The sequence below is a fragment of the Bradyrhizobium sp. WYCCWR 13022 genome, from assembly GCF_030435535.1.
Taxonomy (GTDB): Bacteria; Pseudomonadota; Alphaproteobacteria; order Rhizobiales; family Xanthobacteraceae; genus Bradyrhizobium.
This window is the reverse complement of record NZ_JAUIZJ010000034.1, coordinates 19458-35036: the sequence shown is the minus strand read 5'-3', so window position 1 is coordinate 35036 and position 15579 is coordinate 19458. Positions and strand designations below refer to the sequence as shown.

Here is a 15579-nt window from a genome sequence, read left to right as displayed (position 1 = left end):
CCCTTTTCGCCGGATCAGGATGGGCGACACATACGACAAAACCGAATTTCGGTAAAGTAGAATATTTTTGAAGCACGGGATTGACAGGCAGGCGAAACAGGGACGTGGCCATGCAACAGATTCAGATTCAGTGTCGTCCTGGCTCTCGCAAGGACGACATCGGGGATTGACATCCACCCCGCTTCCACGGCTGTTGGACTTGCCGGGCCATCGAATTCCACAGGACTATCCATGCGCACAACATCGGTCGGCGTCTTCAAGATCGCCACCAGAGGCCCCGGCGACGTTTCCGGCCTCATGGGCCTGATCGCGTCTCGCGCGATCGATCCGGCTTCCATCCTGGCGATCCTCGGCAAGACCGAAGGCAATGGCGGCGTCAACGATTTCACCCGGGAATATGCCGTCGCCGCGCTGTGCACGGCGCTGGCGCCAAAGCTCGGCCTGACACCAGAAGAGGTCGAGCAGCGCATCGCCTTCGTGATGTCCGGCGGCACCGAGGGCGTGCTCAGCCCGCATATCACGGTGTTCACGCGCCAGCAGCTCGAGACGCCACCGGCAGGCATCTCCGGCAAGCGCCTGAGCATCGGCATGGCGCAGACGCGCGATTTCCTGCCCGAGGAGCTTGGCCGCTCGGCGCAGATCGCCGAGACCGCCAAGGCCGTGAAGGCCGCGATGGCGGATGCCGGCATCACCGACGCCGCTGACGTTCATTTCGTCCAGATCAAATGCCCGCTGCTGACCAGCGAGCGCGTCGAGGAAGCAAGCTCACGCGGCCACAAGGCGGTGACGATCAGCGCCTACAGCTCGATGGCCTATTCGCGCGGCGCCTCCGCGCTCGGCGTTGCTGTTGCGCTCGGCGAGGTCGCCGCCGACGCCAAGGACGAGGACGTGCTGCGGCGCTACGATCTGTTCTCGAAGGTGGCATCGACCTCCTCGGGGATCGAGCTGATGCACAACGTCGTCATCGTGCTCGGCAATTCGGAAAGCTCCGCGAGCGAATTCGAGATCGGGCACGCCGTGATGAACGACGCAATCGATGCCGCCGCGGTGATCGAGGCGCTGAGCAGCGTCGGACTTGGCGCACAGGGTCTTGGCGCGCAGGGTCTTGGCGCGCAGGCCAAAGCCGGCCGCGCGCTCGTCAACGTGCTCGCCAAGGCCGAGGCCTCACCCGATGGCACCGTGCGCGGCTGCCGCCACACCATGCTCGAGGACACCGACATCAGTTCGACCCGCCACGCCCGCGCCGCGGTCGGCGGCTTGATCGCGGGTCTTGCCGGCACCGGCGCGGTCTATGTTTCAGGCGGCGCCGAACATCAGGGCCCGGCCGGCGGCGGTCCGGTTGCAGTGATCGCACGTCTGCCTTAATGGACGCCGCTACCTCTCCGCCCGGCGCAACCCTGCCCTTCGCGCCGGCTCAGTTGATTCACGCGGGCCCTTGCGAAAAAGGTGGCGCCGCATCCAAGGGGATTTGGACTTCATGACTTTGCCGATGAGCTGGAACGAATGGACGCAGCACGATGGCGTCGGACTTGCGGCACGGGTCCGCAAGGGCGAGCTGACGGCGAAGGAACTGGCACGTCAGGCCGCGGCTGCCGTCGCCAAGGTCAATCCGGCGCTGTCGGGCGTGGTCGAGCTCTTCGACGACGTGATCGCCGACCCAGCCAAGGACGGCGCCAATCTCGCAGGCCCGTTCGCCGGCCTGCCCTTCCTGATGAAGGATCTCGGTCCGACCATGAAGGGCCGGCTCCAGGAGATGGGCTCGCTGTTGATGCGCGGCAATCGCGCCGCGGCCGACACGTTCCTCACAGGCAAATTCCGCCAGGCAGGACTCAATCTGATCGGACGTACCACGACGCCGGAATTCGGCGTGTGCAGTTCGGCCGACAATCCCGCCGTCTATGTCACCCGCAACCCCTGGAATACCGACTACACCACCTGCGGCTCGTCGGCGGGCAGCGCCGCGATGGTCGCGGCCGGCGTGGTGCCGATCGCGCACGCGACCGACGGCGGCGGCTCGATCCGCATTCCCGCCGGGGTCAACGGCAATATCGGATTGAAGGTCTCGCGCGGCGTGTTCTCGCTGGCGCCGCACATGTCCGACCTCACCGGCCTCGTCTCGATCCAGGGCTGCCAGTCACGCACGGTGCGCGACACCGCCGCTTTCGTCGACCACGCCCGCGGGCCTGCGCCTGGCGAATTCATGCCGTTCTGGACCACGGCGCAGCCTTACAGCGAGATGATCAAGCGCGATCCGTCGAAGCTGCGCATCGCGCTGTCGCACAGCTGGGGCGACTACACTGCGACGCCGGAGATCGCCGCCGAGCTGGAGAAGACCGGCCGCTTTCTCGAAGGCCTCGGCCACCAGGTCGACTATGCGTTGCCCGAGCTCGATTTCCGCGCCGCCTTCGCGGCGCAGACCACCTGCTACATCTCGAATTTCGCCGTGGTGATCTCCAACATGCTGGCCGCGCGCGGGCTGGAGCGACCGCCGGAAGATCTGATCGAGCCCATGAACATCCGGATCTGGGAAGCCGGCCGCCACACCAGTTTCGCCGACCGCGCCAGGATGCAGGCCGTGTTCAACACGACATCGCGCGGCTTCGGCAGCTTCTTCGAGCAGTGGGACGTGATCCTGACGCCGATCACCGCGCTGCCGACGCCGAAGGTCGGCACGAAGCAATATCTCACCATCTCCGACAATCCCGACGTGCTCGACTGGTTCGGCAATCTCTGGCGCTTCTTCGCCTTCACCCCGCTCGCCAATCTCTGCGGCATGCCGGCGATCTCGATGCCGATGGCGAGCCAGGATCACGGCCTGCCGCTCGGCATCCAGGCCATTGCCAAGCAGGCCAATGACGGCCTGCTGCTGCAACTCGCCGCCCAGATCGAACGCGCGCTGGACGGCAAGTGGAACGGCGGCAAGAAGCCGAAGGTGCATGTCGGCTGAAGTGTCGCGGCGGTGTCTCAGACCCTCATGGTGAGCAGCGCCGCCTCGCGGCGCGTGTCGAACCATGCAGGCCCGCCTGCGCGCCTCAGTTCTTCACCGCAGGGATCGCCTCCTCCGGCTGCTGCTGTCCGAGCTTGAGCATCGCCAGCGCCTTGTCGAGTGCTTCGCGCAAGGCGAGCGCCGCGGCCGGACTGCAGCGCAGATGCGCGGTCTGGACCACGTCGACCCTGACGGCGGCACCGATGGGCATCAAGAGGTTGGCGGCGAGCTCGATCTGGATCGCGCCATTGTGATGGCCGAAGCAGGACGCGCCGTCGAAATAGATGATCGGCGCCCGCTCCGAGCTCGAGACGGAAATGGTGACGGGCCCCTGGTTGGCGGCGGGTGTTTCGGGGTCAGCCATGGAATACTCCTCGCGGGCAGTGAAGCGCCCACCATCGTTGCTTCGGCCTGATCTGTCGAGGCCAAACCAGCCTTGCAAACCCGCCGTACGACGATGCATGCGGGGTTTTTGCGCGGCGGCCGACACTGGTCTAGAACATCGTCATGTCCAACCCGTCGACCACACGCCCGTTCGAGGAACTTGCCGAGGCCGTCAAAGGCCGCCGTTCCGATTACGGCCATATCAGCGGGCTCCAGCTCGACCGGTTCGCACCGGGCGAGGCCTGGTCGAGCCTGCCCTACCGCCCCGTCTTCGTCGGCGACACCGAGACCGGCGTGCTGCATGGCGGCGTCGTGACCGCGATGCTGGACGAAAGCTGCGGCATGGCCGTACAGCTCGCGCTTGACGGCACCAGCGCGATCGCGACGCTCGATTTGCGCATCGACTACCAGAAGCCGGCGACGCCCGGGCTCGCCATCAAGGCGCATTCGATCTGCTACCGCACGACCCGCTCGATCGCCTTCGTGCGCTCCACGGCCTATCAGGAGTCGGAGGACGATCCGGTGGCGACCGCGACCGCCTGCTTCATGATCGCAGCCAATCGCACCAACATGCTCGCGGACCGCAGGATGGACTCGCGCAGCATTCCAACGCTGGAGGCGCCTGACGATCCGCACGGCCCGTTCGCCAACAGCCCGTTCGCGCGCGCCCTCGGCATTCGCGTCAATGACGACGGCACGCTGACGATGCCGTTCTCGCCAAAGATCATCGGCAATCCGATCCTGCCCGCGATCCATGGCGGCATGACCGGCGCCTTCCTCGAGACGACGGCTATCCTCGGCGTGCGGCGCGAGCTCGGGATCGCCACGCTGCCGAAACCGATCGGCCTCACCGTCAACTACCTGCGCTCCGGCCGCGCGCTGGATACCATTGCCAATGTCTCGATCGTGAAACAGGGCCGGCGTATCGTCGCTTTCGAGGCACGCGCTTGGCAGGACGATCCGGACAAGCCGATCGCCTCCGCCTTCGGCCATTTCATGCTGCGCCCGACGCCGGGAAACGACGAGGAATAGGCGTATTTTGCTTGACGGCACGGGCTTGACGTCGAAGGCTCGACGCCGAAGGCTTGGAACTCACCATAGCCCATTCCCGCGAGAGGTATTCGGTTGCGGCATCCGATCGACATCATCGCCATGTTTGCCGCCATCTGGCTGTTGGTGTCGATGGTGCTCGACGCGCTGACACCGAAGGAGCTGACGGCGGTGTTGATCGCCATCGCGATCGGGCCTGCCGTGGTCATCACCGCCGTGTTCTACTATCTGCGCTGCGCGCGCACGGATTTCGCGGTGATGTTCGCGGCGCTCTGGTTGATCTCCGACATCGCCATCGCCTTCATCTCGCCGAACGGACTGCCGCACTGGCTGATCGCGCTCGGCTTCGTACCCGCCGCACTCATCGGCACCGTGCTGCACTGGCAGCGCTTCCAGCGCCGCCACGAGCGCTTGCCCGTACCGTCGGCGAAGCGCAGCTAGCGCGATAGCAGATTGGTCCTGGCGAGATCGATCACCTCGTCGCCGCGGCCGCTCATCACGGAATGCGCATCGCGATCGCCAGCACGGGAACGCGGCGGCGCAGCGGCTCGGTTGCCACTTCAGTCTTTCACAATCGCCCGGTCATAGGCCTCGATCGTCGCCTTCGCGCGCGCCGCGACATCGCTGGCCGACATGCCCGGCTTGTAGAGGCTGGAGCCGAGCCCGAACGCGGTGACGCCGCCCTTGATGTACTCGGCAAAATTCTGATCGGAGACGCCGCCGACGGCGGCGATCATCACGCCGGCCGGCAGGATCGCGCGGATCGCGGCAATGCCGGACGCGCCCAACACGCTCGCCGGAAAGAACTTCAGGCCGGATGCGCCGGAGCGCGCCGCAAGCAGCGCTTCCGTCGGCGAGAACACGCCCGGCAGTGTCACCATCGCGTGCCGATGCGCGCGCGCCAGCACCTCGACATCGACATTCGGCGAGACCATCAGCCTGCCGCCGACGTCGTTGAGACGATCGACGTCCGCCGCGGTCAGCACGGTCCCGGCGCCGATCAGCACGCCCGAGGGCGCGAGCTTCGCCGCAAGGCCGATCGAGCGGAACGGATCCGGCGAGTTCAGCGGGATCTCGATCGCGGTCATGCCGGCTTCGATCAGCACGCTGACGATGGCCTCGGTCTCCTCCGGCTTGACGCCGCGCAGGATCGCGACCAGGGGGCGCTTCATCGACGGAAAGGGAACGCTCATCTCAAAAATCCTCTCACTTCGTCCAGATCGCCGCAGCCGCCATCGACAGGCCGCGACGCACCGCTTCGTCGGCATCGATCGGGCTCACGTCGACCTTCAGCGCATCGAAAGCCTGCCTATACAGAGCCGCAAGCCGACCCGACGCAATCAGCGTGATGCCAGTCCTGGGTACGCTGCCGGACAGGCCCGCCGCGAGCTCCGCACCGATCAACGTACCCGACAACGTCTCGCGCGCCGCAGCCGGCGTACCGCCGAACAGCAGCTGGCGCGACCGCGCAGTGAACAGGAGATTGGCGGCGAAGGCCGGCGCCCCGAACGCGGCTTTCACGGCTGACTTGAAACTCGCGACATCCTCGGCCTCATCGGCGCCGGCGACCGCGAGCGACAGGATCGTCTCGCGCGAGACGACGCTGAACAGCTCGCCGGTCATGAAGGTCGAGAAATGCCCAACCGTGCCGTCCTTCACGCGCACCCATTTCGAATGGGTGCCGGGCATGCAGACCAGCGCCTCGCCCGCAGCGTCCAGGCCGAGCGCACCGAGCAATTGCGTCTCCTCGCCACGCATCACGTCGGGCGCTTTTGAGTCGCGCTGCGCGATGCCGGGGAGGATGCGGATGTCGCGTGCCTCGCCCGACACGCGGGCGGCTTGCTTCAGGACCGCCGACAACGGCGCCGGCGTGTCGACATAGCCGGCCTCGACCCAGCCGGTCTTGGCCCCGGCCATACCGCAGACCAGAACGGGCAGATGATCGGGCGCTTGAACCGCGGCAAGGTGGGATTGCAGCACGCCGCGGAAGCCGGCCTTCGCCGCCGCCAGCATGCCCTCGTCGCTGCGACGCTCGGCCAGCACGTGGCCGGTGCGATCGACCAGCCAGAGCCGAAAGCTGCTGGTGCCCCAGTCCACCGCGACAAAAGCGGATTCGGTCATGTCGAAGCGTATCCTCGTCTCACGGCCAAGACGCCGTCTCGCGACAATGAGACGAAGCGCCAGCAAATCCGCCCCGGGATATCGGCAATTGCCGCCCCGAACCAGCGTTTTCTCGCGGGGTCCGGGCGCAAGGCGCGCTGGCACACGGCTTGCTGAAGCTGTTCCTGTTCACGTCCCCGAACGCGCAGCAAGACGCGTCAACATCAGATGAGGAAACCCATGGAGATCGGCTATTTCACGATGCCTTCGCATCCGCCGGAGTGCGGCCTGAAGGAAGGACACGACTGGGACCTGCAGGTCCTGCGTTGGCTCGACGAGCTCGGCTATCAGGAAGCCTGGATCGGTGAGCACCACACGGCGCCCTGGGAACCCAATCCCACGCCGGACCTGCTGATCGCGCAGGCCCTGATGCAGACCAAGCGTTTGCGCATCGGACCGGGCGGCTTCCTGCTGCCCTATCATCACCCCGCCGAGCTCGCCAACCGCGTCGCGATGCTGGACCATCTCTCCGAGGGCCGGCTCAACTTCGGCGTCGCGGCCTCGGGCTTGCCGAGCGACTGGGCGATGTTCAACGTCGACGGCATGAGCGGCCAGAACCGCGACATGACGCGCGAGGCGCTGGAGATCATCCTGAAGCTTTGGTCCGATCCGGCGCCCTTCACCTACAAGGGCAAGTTCTGGACGGTGACCAAGCCGGACACGATGTTCGACTTCCTCAAGCCACACATCAAGCCGCTCCAGGCGCCGCATCCGCCGATCGGCGTTGCCGGGCTCTCGAAGAACTCGGACACGCTGAAGCTCGCGGGCGAGCGCGGCTTCATCCCGATGAGCCTCAACCTCAACCCGGCCTATGTCGGCAGCCATTGGGACTCGGTCGAGATCGGCGCCGCCAAGACCGGGCGCAAGCCGAACCGCGCGGACTGGCGGCTGGTGCGCGAGGTCTTCGTCGCCGACACTGATGAAGAGGCCTGGAAGCTCTCGACCGGCGACATGATGGGCCGGATGATGAGCGAATACTTCCTGCCGCTGCTCGGCCATTTCGGCTTCAAGGACTATCTGAAGCATGCCCCTGACGTGCCCGACAGCGACGTGACGGTCGAATATTGCGCCAAGCGGAACTGGATCGTCGGCTCGCCGACGACGGTCGCCGAGAAGATCGAGAAGATCTACGACGAGGTCGGCGGCTTCGGCGTACTCTGCGTGTTCGGCTTCGACTACAAGCACAAGCCGGAAGCCTGGCACCACTCGCTCGCGCTGCTCAGGAACGAGGTGATGCCGCGGCTGAAGCATCTCGGCTCCGCGAAGAAGGCGGCTTGACCTGATACGGGTGCGGCGCGAACCTGCCGCACCCGCCACTGTTTTGGAGATGTCCGCGTGAGCGTCGACGCAAAGGATTTCAAGCAGGCGATGCGCCAATGCGCCGGCGCGGTCGCGCTGGTCACTGTCGGCGCCGAGCACGGCAAGCGCACCGGGTTGACGGTGACGTCGGCCTGCTCGCTGTCGGACAATCCACCGTCGCTGATCGTCTGCGTCAACCGCAACGCCAGCGCCCACGCCCGCATCCGCGAGGAAGGCGCCTTCGCGATCAACTTCCTGCACGAGGATCACGCCCTGCTGGCGCTGACCTTCAGCGGCCAGAAGGGCGTCAACGGCGACGACCGCTTTGCCTTCGGCCAGTGGACGCGCGGGGTCACCGGCGCGCCCGTGCTGACGGATGCGGTCGCCGCGTTCGATTGCGTGCTGGCGCAGGAGTTCGAAACCAAGACGCACTCGATCTTCGTCGGCGAAGTCCGCGGCGCGACGCATTCGGCGACCGCCGCGCCACTGGTGTACCTGCGCAGCGGCTTCCACACGCCGCAGGAAATCCGCGAGACCGTTTCAGTCGGCGATCTCGATTCGCGGCATCTGAGCTGGACGGATTTTTCGTAGGCGGCATCGGCGGTGACTTTCCTTCTCCCCTTGTGAGAGAAGGGAAGAGACAGGCGTTACTGCGCGGTCTCGATCTTCAATTGCTTGATCTTCCGATACAGCGTCGCGCGGCTGAGCTTCAGTGCGCGGGCGGCTTCGGTGACGCGGCCGCCGTGCTTGCGCAGAGCTTCCACGATCGTCGCGCGTTCGGCTGCTTCGAGATCGGTCTCCGTCGCTCTCCCGCCGAATGGCGGCAGGTCGAGATCGGCGTCCATGATCACGCCATCCTCCGCCGTGCAGCCGGCAAGCCGCAGCACGTGGCGGAGCTGGCGCATATTGCCGGGGTAGGGATAGGTCGAGAGCAGCGCCCAGGCCTCCTCCGACAGGCGGCAGTTCGGCGCCTCCTCGCGCGCGATCTGGGCGATGATGTCATCCCGGTCCGCGCGCTCGCGCAAGGCGGGCAGCCGCACCTCCATGCCGCGCAGGCGGAAATAGAGGTCGGCACGAAATGCACCCTCCTCCGCCATGCGGCCGAGATCGCGGTGGGTGGCGCTGATCAGGCGGATGTCCACCGGCACGGGCTTGAGCGCACCGAGCGGCCAGACCTCGCGGTTCTCCAGCACGCGCAGCAGCCGCGTCTGCAGCGCGATCGGCATGTCGCCGATCTCGTCGAGGAACAGCGTGCCGCCGTCGGCCTGCACGATCAGCCCCTTCGAGCCGTCGCGACGTGCGCCGGTGAAGGCCCCGGCCTCGTAGCCGAACAGCTCGGCGTCGATCAGGCTCTCCGGCATCGCCGCGCAGTTCAGCGCGACGTAGTTGTTGCGGGCCCGGTTGCTGGCGGCGTGAATGGCACGCGCGAACACGTCCTTGCCGACGCCGGTCTCGCCATGCAGCAGCACCGGCAGATTATGATCGCCGATGCTCCGGAGGCGCTTCACGCTCTTGACCAGGCCGGGATCGCGGCCGGCAAGCCGGTGCAGCGCGTCGAAACGATCGAGCGGCGCATCGCGGCGCAGTGTAGCGGATCTCGCGCGCTGTGGCGGAACGACATGGCTCTGCCCCAACGGACGGCCATCGGCGCGGCGTAGCTCGACGATCTCGTCCGCGTTGCGCGCACGGTCGAGCTTGACGTAGCGCGACAGATCGATGCCGGAGGCGATCAGGCCGTCGGTGAGCCCGAGCAAGGCGCGCGCCGCGCGGCAGGCACCGACGATGCGGCGGTCGTCGTCATAGGCGAGCAGCCCGCTGCCGCCATCGCCCGGCACGGTTGCTATCCAGGCGTTGCGGAAATGATCGCGGAAGATCGCCCCCTCCATCCGCCGCGTCGCCTCCATCGTCACCGCAAGCGCGAGTTGATGCGCGGCCCGCTCGAGATCTTCGCGGCAGGACGTGATGTTGACGGCGCCGGCGAGGCGCCCTGACTGGTCGAACAGCGGCGCCACGGCGCAGGAGAACATGTGCCACTGCGCGCGAAAATGCTCGTCGCGATGGACCAGGATCGGCTTCTGCTCGGCAAGGCAGGTACCGAGCCCATTGGTGCCCTCGAACGTCTCCGCGAAATTCGAACCGGTGTAGATCTTCCAGTCCATGAACATCCGCGCGTCGGCCTCTCCAGGCAGACGGCTGAACAGCATGGTCGCGTTCGCATCGGCCAGATTGACGCAATAGCCGGCGTCGCGCAGCACGCGGGCGAGATCGTCGAGTTCGGGCGTCAGCAGCCGGATGGTCTCTTCCAAGGGCTCGGCGACGTGACGGACCTCGGCCTCGGTCAGCGTCTGCGGCGGGCCCTGACGGGCGGGATCGAGCTTGTGGCTGATCAGGCAACGCCGCCAGGAGTTCTCGATGCGCGACGAGGCGTCAACGTCGGCCACATGATTGGCGACGGACAAGACACGGGCGACATGGTTCGAGGCCGAAAGGCTGGCCACCGCGGACGTCTCCACCCTGTATTATGATGCAAAGTCTGGCACCACAGGCGGGGATGTCAATCGGGAACCGGGTCGCGGCTATTGCTGCACCGCCCTCACCACGTGTCGATACACGGCCGCTTCTTCTCGGTCCGCGTCGGCGGCTTCGGCACAGTCCGGAGGCCCGCCATGATCCAGCGCCGCGTCTCCGCGGGATCGATCACGTTGTCGATCTCGAACACCGAGGCGATCGAGACCGCCTTGCCGTTGGCATAGAGCTCGGCGACCTTATTGCGGTAATAGGTCTCGCGTTCCTCGGGATCAGCGATCGCCTCCATCTCCTTGCGGAAACCGAGCCGGACGTAGCCTTCCAGGCCCATGCCGCCGAACTCGCCGGTCGGCCAGGCTGCGGTGAAGAACGAGGCGTGGAAACCGCCGCCGATCATGGATTGTGCGCCGAGGCCATAGCCCTTGCGCAGCACGATGCCGAACAGCGGCACGGTGAGGCTCGCGCCTGTCACGAACATGCGCGAGACATGACGTACGATCGCGGTTTTCTCGGCTTCCGGGCCGACCATGAAGCCAGGCGTATCGCAGAGCGAGACAACAGGCAGGTCGAAGGCATCGCAAAGCTGGAGGAAGCGCGCGGCCTTGTCGCCGGCATCGGCGTCGATGGCGCCGCCGAGATGGCGCGGATTGTTGGCGATCAGGCCGAACGGCTTGCCCTCGATCCGGATCAGCGCGGTGATCATGCCGACACCGTAGTCGCGGCGCAGCTCCAGCACCGAATCTTTGTCGGCGACGAGATCGATCACGCTGCGGATGTCGTAAACGCGCAGGCGGTTCTCGGGGATGGCGCGGCGAAGCAGACGCTGGTCTGCCGCTTCCCAGTTCGTCACCGCGCCCTGGAAATAGGACAGATACTTTTGCGCGACCGATGTCGCCTCCTCCTCGTCCTCGACAAGGATGTCGATGACGCCGTTCGGCGACTGGAACGAGACGGGGCCGACCTCGGCTGGGTGATAGACGCCGAGGCCACCGCCTTCGATCATGGCGGGACCGCCCATGCCGATCGAGGCGTTCCTGGTGGCGATGATGACATCGCAGCAGCCGAGCATCGCGGCATTGCCGGCGAAGCAATAGCCGGAGACGACGCCGATCACGGGCACGAGGCCGGAGAGCCTTGCAAACTGCACGAAGGACGGGCCGTCCAGGCCGGTCATGCCGAGCCGGTCGGTGTCGCCGGGCCGGCCGCCGCCGCCCTCGGCGTAAAACACCAGCGGCACCCGCCAGTCTTCCGCCAAGGTCAGCATCCGGTCGATCTTCTTGTGGTTCATGTGGCCCTGCGTGCCCGCCAGCACGGTGTAGTCATAGGCCACGACGATGCAGCGCGCGGCGTCTCCGCCGAACTTTTCGGCGTTGACGGTGGCAACACCCATCACGAGGCCATCGGCCGGCGTATTCTTGATGAGGTCGTCGAGCTTGCGCCGGCGCCGCTGCGCGGCGATGGCGAGGCTGCCGTACTCCATGAACGAGCCGTCGTCGACGAGCTGCGCGACATTCTCGCGCGCGGTACGCTGGTTGGTGTTGCGGCGGCGCTCGACCGAAGCCGGGCGGTTCGCATCGAGCGTGTTGGCCTGGCGCGCGATCAGTTCGGCAAGATCCGGGCGGATGTGGTCGAGATCGATGTCGGCTTCGGCCGCCGCGCTGTCAGCGGCGACGTCGAGCGGCTCGAGATAGAGGATCGGCTCGCCATGCAGCAGTGTGACGCCATCGCCGGCCATGAGCCTCATGACGCGGCCGCCCTGCTCGGCCATCACCAGGTGCTCCATCTTCATGGACTCGATGACGGCGAGTTGCTGGCCCGGACGAACAATCTCGCCCTCCTTCACCTGGATGGTGACGATGGTCCCTTGCAAGGGCGCGGCGACCATCACCGCGCCCTCGGGGACGATCTGCGCGACGTGCGCCTCAGCGGCATGCGTGCCGCTTCGCTCGGCCGCGGCAAAGTACAGCGGCTTGGCCGCGCCATCGGCCGCTTCGACGAGCTTTGCGATGTTGCGGTCGATGAAGTCGGTCGCGATCCGATTGGTCCTGAAATCGGGATGCGCCAGCACAGCCTGGAGGAAGGCGATGTTGGTGACGACGCCGTCGATCCGGAACTCACGCAGGGCGCGCGATGCTTTCGCCACGACATCATGCCAGGCTTCACCCGGCGTGTGCACAATGACCTTGGCGAGCAGGGAGTCGAAGGCCGCGCTGGTCTTGTAGCCGGCATAACCAAAACTATCGACGCGGACGCCGGGGCCTGACGGCGGCTCGAACACGGCGAGCACGCCGCCGGTCGGATGCGTCGCGCCCGTCTCGTCCAGCGTCTCCATGTTGACGCGGAGCTGCATCGCATAGCCACGCGGCTTCGGGATCGAGCCCTGCGTCAGGCCAAGCGAGGCCAGCGATGCGCCCGCGGCAATCGCAAACTGCGCGCGAACGAGGTCGAGGCCGAGCACTTCTTCCGTCACGGTGTGCTCGACCTGGAGCCGTGGATTGGCCTCGATGAAGGCAAAGCTGTCCTCGGCGGTGCCGTCGACCAGGAACTCGAACGTGCCGAGATTGTCGTAAGACGCCGCCGTCGCAAGCTGCTTCGCCGACTCGATGATGCGGCCGCGCAAGGTCTCGCTCAGCGACGGGCTCGGCGCCACCTCGATCAGCTTCTGATGCCGGCGCTGGATAGTGCATTCGCGCTCCCAGAGATGAGAGATTGCACCGTGGCGGTCGCCGATGATCTGCACCTCGATGTGACGCGCCTGCCGGATCAGCCGCTCGGCATAGACGCCGTCGAAGCCGAACGCCGCCCTGGCCTCGGACTGGCAGCGCGCATAGGCTTCAGCGAGATCGGCCGAGTTCTCGACGACACGCATGCCGCGACCGCCGCCGCCGGCCATCGCCTTGATCACGATCGCCGCATTGTCTCCAAGCGAGGTGAAAAACGCGGAGATCTCGTCGAGCGACGACGGACCACTGGTGCCGGCGATCACAGGCACGCCGCAGCGCTTTGCCAGTTGCCGTGCGGCAACCTTGTCGCCGAACAGTTCCAGCGCGGCCGGCTTCGGCCCAACGAACACGATGCCTGCATCGGCACTGGCTTTTGCGAACGCCGCGTTCTCGCTGAGGAAGCCGTAGCCGGGATGCACGGCATCGCAGCCCGCACTCTTCGCCGCCTTCACCACAGCGTCGATGTCGAGATAAGCCCGCGCGCCGCGGCCGGGGATTTCGACGGCCTCGTCGGCCACGCGCACATGCAGCGAGAGCGCATCGTCCGCGGGATGGATCGCGACCGTCGCGATGCCGGCGTCGGCTGCGGCGCGCGCGATGCGGATGGCGATCTCGCCGCGATTGGCGATCAGGAGCTTTTTGAACGACATCGGTCTCTCACTCAGACTGAGGCAGGCTGGTTCGGGTTGAGGTCCTGCTTCTTCACCTTGCCCGTGGCCGTCAGCGGCAGGGCTTCGATGATGCGGACTTCCGGGACCTTGTAGACGGCCATGCGCTCGGCACACCAGGCGCGGAGATCTTCCGCCGAAATGGTACCGACCGCCTCCGGTTTGAGCTGGATATAGGCCACCGGCACCTGCCCCTTGTCGGGATCGTCGCGTCCGACGACGCCCGAACCCAGCACTTTCGGATGCTGGCCGAGCAGCGCCTCGATCTCCGGCGGAAACACGCTCATGCCCTTGACCTTCAGCATCTCCTTGCGACGGCCGAGGAAATGCAGGAAGCCGTCCCTGTCGATGGTGCCGATGTCGCCGGTACGGAGCCAGCCGTCGATCAGCGACTCCGTGGTCGCCTCAGGCTTGTTCCAGTAGCTCTTGAGCAGCGATGGCGTTCGCACGCGGATTTCGCCTTCCGCGCCGAGCGGCAACAGCGCGCCGGTCTCGAAATCGGTGATCTTGAACTCGGCGCCGGGGACCGGCAGGCCGACGAAGATCGGCTGGTTGTTGAGATCGAAATCGTCCTCCTGGAAGCCTGCCGTGAACGTGTTGGAGGTGTGGGTCTCCGTCATGCCCCAGGCCGCTTCCATCAGGATCGTACCGGTGAGGTCCTTCCAGCGCTTGCGATAGTCGGCGTTGAGCTTCTTGACGAAGGAGACGACGCGGACCTGCTCGAGCGACGACAGGTCGAACTCGTTCCAGCGCGGATGGTCCATCAGCTCGACGGCGCCATCGACCGGCATCGCGGTGATCGTGACCTTGTACTTGTCGATCGCCGCCATCGCGCCGACGGCGTCCCACCGCGCCAGCAGCACCAGCGTCCCGCCGGAGAACAGCGGGAAGATCAGGCCGAAATTCTCGCCGGCAATCCAGAACTCCGGAAAGAACGACAGGAAGACGCTGCTTTCGTCCGACAGCACCGAGATGCCGTAATTGGCCGCCGCCGTATAGACCATGTCGCGATGGGTGTGGACGCAGCCCGTGGGCATGCCGGTGGTACCGCCGGTGTAGTTGAGCGCGGCGACCTCATCGAGGGCGGGCGGCGGCAGCGGCGATGGTGCAGGCATTGCGGCAAGTGCTGGGAGCAGGTCAGTTGCTCCTGAAACCGCGATCCGCGGCGCTCGGATCGAGTCCGGCGTGGGAAACGCCGGCGTCGCCGGCACGACGTCGGCGAAGCTGGTGGCGATGATCTCGCGCAGGCTCACCTCACCTCGGACCTGCTCGACGACGGGGACGAGCTGATCCAATGCCACTATCACCTCGGCCTTGGTGTCGTTGAGTTCGTAGGACAGTTCGAACGCGCGCGACAGCGGGCTCACGGGAACGTGGACCGCACCGAGCTTCAATATGCCGAAGAACACGATGTGGAATTGCGGGCAGTTCGGCAGAAAGACGGCGACGCGATCGCCCTTCCGCACCCCCTTCGCCCGCAACAGCGCCGCAAAGCGGTCGCTCTGCTGATCGAGATCGGCATAGGTCGTGACGTGACCGTAGAAGATCACCGCAGGTCGCGTGGGACTTTGCCTCGCCCAGGCGCGAAGATATTCAGTCAGGGGAACTTCGCCATGCAGATAGTTCGGCGAACGCGGCATGCCCTTGGGCCAGGCCTTCTCCCACAAACCGTGCAAGGTGGCGAGGTAGTCCTTTTCATCGAGGCCTGCACTCATGACGTCTTTCCCGGATAACTTTTCCATACGTCGGCACGCGCGCGCCGATAATCGACATCGTTACAGGT

General features: G+C 66.0%; 12 protein-coding genes. 6 read left to right on the top strand and 6 right to left on the bottom strand.

Annotated features, from left to right (window positions below; all coding sequences use genetic code 11):
• Positions 1-231 precede the first annotated feature (231 nt).
• Positions 232-1365, top strand: a complete 1134-nt coding sequence (locus QY049_RS34520; RefSeq protein WP_258765319.1) for a ring-opening amidohydrolase — start codon at positions 232-234, stop codon at positions 1363-1365.
• Between the two features lie 112 nt (positions 1366-1477).
• The gene (locus tag QY049_RS34515) at positions 1478-2947 is read left to right on the top strand and encodes an amidase (protein ID WP_258765318.1); all 1470 of its coding nucleotides are present in this window, start codon (positions 1478-1480) and stop codon (positions 2945-2947) included.
• Positions 2948-3032: 85 nt separating this feature from the next.
• Here QY049_RS34515 and QY049_RS34510 read toward each other — a convergent pair whose 3' ends face one another.
• Positions 3033-3350, bottom strand: coding sequence for a hypothetical protein (locus tag QY049_RS34510; RefSeq protein ID WP_258765317.1), 318 nt, complete (start codon positions 3348-3350; stop codon positions 3033-3035).
• 143 nt (positions 3351-3493) lie between these two features.
• Between QY049_RS34510 and QY049_RS34505 the strand changes: the two genes are divergently transcribed.
• Positions 3494-4402, top strand: coding sequence for a PaaI family thioesterase (locus tag QY049_RS34505; RefSeq protein WP_258765316.1), 909 nt, complete (start codon positions 3494-3496; stop codon positions 4400-4402).
• Between the two features lie 93 nt (positions 4403-4495).
• Complete coding sequence (locus tag QY049_RS34500) at positions 4496-4861, top strand: hypothetical protein (RefSeq protein WP_258765315.1); 366 nt, start codon at positions 4496-4498, stop codon at positions 4859-4861.
• Positions 4862-4980: 119 nt separating this feature from the next.
• On the opposite strand, the gene QY049_RS34495 is transcribed toward QY049_RS34500, so the two are convergent.
• Together QY049_RS34495 and QY049_RS34490 are read right to left on the bottom strand one after the other, a co-directional pair.
• Positions 4981-5613 carry a 2-dehydro-3-deoxy-6-phosphogalactonate aldolase gene (locus tag QY049_RS34495; protein ID WP_258765314.1) on the bottom strand — a complete coding sequence of 211 codons (633 nt, stop codon included), beginning with the start codon at positions 5611-5613 and terminating at the stop codon, positions 4981-4983.
• A 13-nt stretch (positions 5614-5626) separates the two neighbouring features.
• Complete coding sequence (locus tag QY049_RS34490; protein ID WP_258765313.1) at positions 5627-6541, bottom strand: 2-dehydro-3-deoxygalactonokinase; 915 nt, start codon at positions 6539-6541, stop codon at positions 5627-5629.
• 219 nt (positions 6542-6760) lie between these two features.
• Here QY049_RS34490 and QY049_RS34485 point away from each other — a divergent pair, with 219 nt between their 5' ends.
• Positions 6761-7858, top strand: a complete 1098-nt coding sequence (locus QY049_RS34485; protein ID WP_258766886.1) for an LLM class flavin-dependent oxidoreductase — start codon at positions 6761-6763, stop codon at positions 7856-7858.
• 57 nt (positions 7859-7915) lie between these two features.
• Positions 7916-8470, top strand: a complete 555-nt coding sequence (locus QY049_RS34480; protein ID WP_258765312.1) for a flavin reductase family protein — start codon at positions 7916-7918, stop codon at positions 8468-8470.
• A 56-nt stretch (positions 8471-8526) separates the two neighbouring features.
• Here QY049_RS34480 and QY049_RS34475 read toward each other — a convergent pair whose 3' ends face one another.
• The 3 genes from QY049_RS34475 to QY049_RS34465 all read right to left on the bottom strand — a co-directional run bounded on the left by QY049_RS34475 (position 8527) and on the right by QY049_RS34465 (position 15511).
• Positions 8527-10377 (bottom strand): sigma-54-dependent Fis family transcriptional regulator, encoded by a 1851-nt coding sequence (locus tag QY049_RS34475; RefSeq protein WP_258765311.1) that lies wholly within the window; start codon positions 10375-10377, stop codon positions 8527-8529.
• Positions 10378-10472: 95 nt separating this feature from the next.
• Positions 10473-13778: a carboxyl transferase domain-containing protein gene (locus tag QY049_RS34470; RefSeq protein ID WP_258765310.1), complete on the bottom strand. Its 3306-nt coding sequence runs from the start codon at positions 13776-13778 to the stop codon at positions 10473-10475.
• A gap of 11 nt (positions 13779-13789) precedes the next feature.
• A complete protein-coding gene (locus tag QY049_RS34465) occupies positions 13790-15511 on the bottom strand; it encodes an AMP-binding protein (RefSeq protein ID WP_301270427.1) in 1722 nt (573 codons plus the stop codon).
• Positions 15512-15579 lie beyond the last annotated feature (68 nt).

Bases quoted from the DNA above. Each gene is read 5' to 3' on its own strand.
- QY049_RS34510 (WP_258765317.1), bottom strand. From the start codon at position 3,350: ATGGCTGACCCCGAAACACCCGCCGCCAACCAGGGGCCCGTCACCATT.
- QY049_RS34495 (WP_258765314.1), bottom strand. From the start codon at position 5,613: ATGAGCGTTCCCTTTCCGTCGATGAAGCGCCCCCTGGTCGCGATCCTG.
- QY049_RS34515 (WP_258765318.1), top strand. From the start codon at position 1,478: ATGACTTTGCCGATGAGCTGGAACGAATGGACGCAGCACGATGGCGTC.
- QY049_RS34520 (WP_258765319.1), top strand. From the start codon at position 232: ATGCGCACAACATCGGTCGGCGTCTTCAAGATCGCCACCAGAGGCCCC.
- QY049_RS34490 (WP_258765313.1), bottom strand. From the start codon at position 6,541: ATGACCGAATCCGCTTTTGTCGCGGTGGACTGGGGCACCAGCAGCTTT.
- QY049_RS34465 (WP_301270427.1), bottom strand. From the start codon at position 15,511: ATGAGTGCAGGCCTCGATGAAAAGGACTACCTCGCCACCTTGCACGGT.
- QY049_RS34505 (WP_258765316.1), top strand. From the start codon at position 3,494: ATGTCCAACCCGTCGACCACACGCCCGTTCGAGGAACTTGCCGAGGCC.
- QY049_RS34470 (WP_258765310.1), bottom strand. From the start codon at position 13,778: ATGTCGTTCAAAAAGCTCCTGATCGCCAATCGCGGCGAGATCGCCATC.
- QY049_RS34485 (WP_258766886.1), top strand. From the start codon at position 6,761: ATGGAGATCGGCTATTTCACGATGCCTTCGCATCCGCCGGAGTGCGGC.